Annotated in this window: 3 protein-coding genes and 1 pseudogene (2 of these 4 only partly in view); 3 read left to right on the top strand and 1 reads right to left on the bottom strand. The window is 43.8% G+C overall.

Going from position 1 to position 2,388, the window contains the following annotated elements; genetic code table 11:
- The 3 genes and pseudogenes from A2048_08800 to A2048_08790 all read left to right on the top strand — a co-directional run.
- A pseudogene (locus tag A2048_08800) lies at nt 1-6 on the top strand (hypothetical protein) (it extends 858 nt beyond the left edge of the window).
- Between the two features lie 23 nt (nt 7-29).
- Nucleotides 30-278 carry a hypothetical protein gene (locus A2048_08795; GenBank protein ID OGP08831.1) on the top strand — a complete coding sequence of 83 codons (249 nt, stop codon included), beginning with the start codon at nt 30-32 and terminating at the stop codon, nt 276-278.
- Between the two features lie 45 nt (nt 279-323).
- Nucleotides 324-545, top strand: a complete 222-nt coding sequence (locus A2048_08790) for a hypothetical protein (protein OGP08830.1) — start codon at nt 324-326, stop codon at nt 543-545.
- A gap of 111 nt (nt 546-656) precedes the next feature.
- Here A2048_08790 and A2048_08785 read toward each other — a convergent pair whose 3' ends face one another.
- Nucleotides 657-2,388, bottom strand: the 3' portion of a protein-coding gene (locus A2048_08785) for a hypothetical protein (protein ID OGP08829.1). Its footprint extends 725 nt past the window's final position; only the last 1,732 of its 2,457 coding nucleotides appear in the window; the start codon falls outside the window, past its right edge; the stop codon is at nt 657-659.

Genomic DNA, 2,388 nt, shown 5'->3' with positions numbered 1-2,388 from the left:
GCCTAGCCAGCAATACCAAGCTTAATATCTTGCACGAAGTTCAAGCCTTCCATCAAGAATTTCCCGATGTGAATGCCGCAACGCTTTTGGCCATGGCCACCATCAACGGAGCAAGGGCTCTTTGCATGGACAATGAAATTGGAAGTCTGGAAGTGGGTAAAAAAGCGGACATTATCGGGTTTAAACTAAATCATCTTAAAGAATCCCTGGAAGAAATCTTGTTTGAAAGGATGAACGTTGATTTTTCGATGATCGATGGGAAACGGCTTATTATTTAGAATGGATCTTCGCGTTTCCGAGTGGGTAAAAATTTTGTTCTTAACATGTTCCCGAATAATATCCCCCTTTACAAAAGGGGGATTAAGGGGGATTTGAGCCCGCTTTCATTCCCTTTTCCGCTATCCCTTTCTCGGAAATCTCTTCCCCACCTCTTTTCTCATAAAAAATCTTTGAATCGGGTACGGAAACTGGAACGGGAACAAATCCCCCCTACCCCCTTTTTTCCCGCATACGGGATCCCGCTACGCGGTGATAAAGGGGGATGACACGGAAATAAAAAAATCCATTTTCATGACAAATTTTTTGACCTCTTCAATTCTTTTCTTAACCGCTCCCAGAGAGTCTCAGAAACACATTAATCTCTCAAATTTATCCACTCAGTTCCACGATGACCCTTTAGAATAAAACACCTTCAAAAAGACGGGAAAAAGAATCAGGGAGCTGATCATGCAGGTGGTCATTCCGGCCACAGCCAGAATTCCAATGGATTGAAGCCCCGGATGATGGGCAAAGACCAACCCAAAATATCCCAAAATGGTTGTCAGTGAGGCCATGGCCGCGGGAACTCCCGCCGAGATCCAGGCCACAAACAGATTCTTTCTTCCGAGCTCTTCAAATCGGTGGAGAAGATGGACAATATTATCTTCCCCCATGCCCAAAACCACGGGAATGCAAATCATGTTATAAAAATTAAGTTTCCAGCCAAATACGACCATTAAAAGGAACATTCCAAACATGCCTAAAGAAAGATAAGCCAGGACCAGGGCCGATTTTTTCCAGTTAAAGAAATCAAGATAGATAATGATCACCATGGCCAGAAGACTTAATAAAATGGCCTTTCGGCTGTCTTTGAACATGGTGGTGAGGACATCGGCAAAAATAATGGCATCGGAAGTCGAGTGAAAATCTTTTCCTCCGGCTTTGATATGAAAAACATCATCCCTGAAATGGATGGCATTACGCCCGTCATCAAGCTCTAAATCGGGAAGTGGTTGAATGGTTGCGAACATTTCATCTTTATATTCCCCCTGTCCGTAATAAACCTCAATGTTTTCCTGGGGCACATCCTTAATTCCAAACATTCTTGTCGTGGCGATGGCTTGTCTGAATTCCTGAAGTTTTTTCTGCCGATCACCTTTGAGCACATGGAGCGTGTCATCACTTAAGAGCTTGTCAATTTCGGAAAGCAGAGCCATTTTTTGGGGTTGGTCATCGGGGCTTAAGTCATAAACCGAACGAAACCGGTCGATGGTGGGAGTAAGAAGGTCTGCCTCTTTTTTGCGTCTTATTTCTTCCTTCAGGAGTCTGGCCTCTTCCTTGTCTTTGATAAGGAGCGTGGCCGGGCTATTAACCCGTCCGGTTATATGGGCCAGTTTCTTTTTGGCCTCTTCAGTCTCCGAAATTTTTATTTTTAAATTTGAAAAATTCCACTCAAAACGCACAAAGGCAATGGAAGCCGCCCCCAGAAAAAACAGGACAATGCTTGCATAAAAAAACTTCTTCTCTTTTCCATGGAAAAATCGGCTCATTTTTTTAAAGAAGTCCCTATTGAAACCAAAGGGCCTTCGGATGGAAATGAGTTTGGTGCTTTCTCCCACCTTTAAAAGGCAGGGCAACAAGATCATATAACTGGCCAATGTCGTAAGCAGGCCGATCCCTGCAATCCAGCCAAATTCAGAAAATCCCTTGAAGTCGTTAACAAGCAGAACAAAAAAGGCAGCGACGGTCGTCATGATGCTTACAAAAGACGATCGGCCTGTTTTTAAAACAAGATTATGAATGCATTCGGCGACGGGTAACCCCTGTTTACGATCCTCAAGATAGCGAGCCAGGCAATGAATGCCGATATCAATCCCCAGGCCGAACAGGATTGAAAAAAGAAACGAAGTGACCACATTTAATTTTTCGATGAAAAAGGAACAGATGAAAAACCCGAAACAGATGCCTGAAACAAGGGGGATGAATAAAATAAGCGTGGCCAAAACCCGACGAAAATAAATGACAAGCCCAAGAAATATGCCCATCATCGAGATGATCCCGGCGCGCGTCAAGTCGGATATGAGGGTGTTATATTCATTCAAGCGCGTTTGCATGGAACCGGCATAGGAA

The organism is Deltaproteobacteria bacterium GWA2_45_12 (genome assembly GCA_001797365.1).
Taxonomy (GTDB): Bacteria; UBA10199; UBA10199; order UBA10199; family UBA10199; genus UBA10199.
This window is presented reverse-complemented; position numbering and strand designations above follow the sequence as displayed.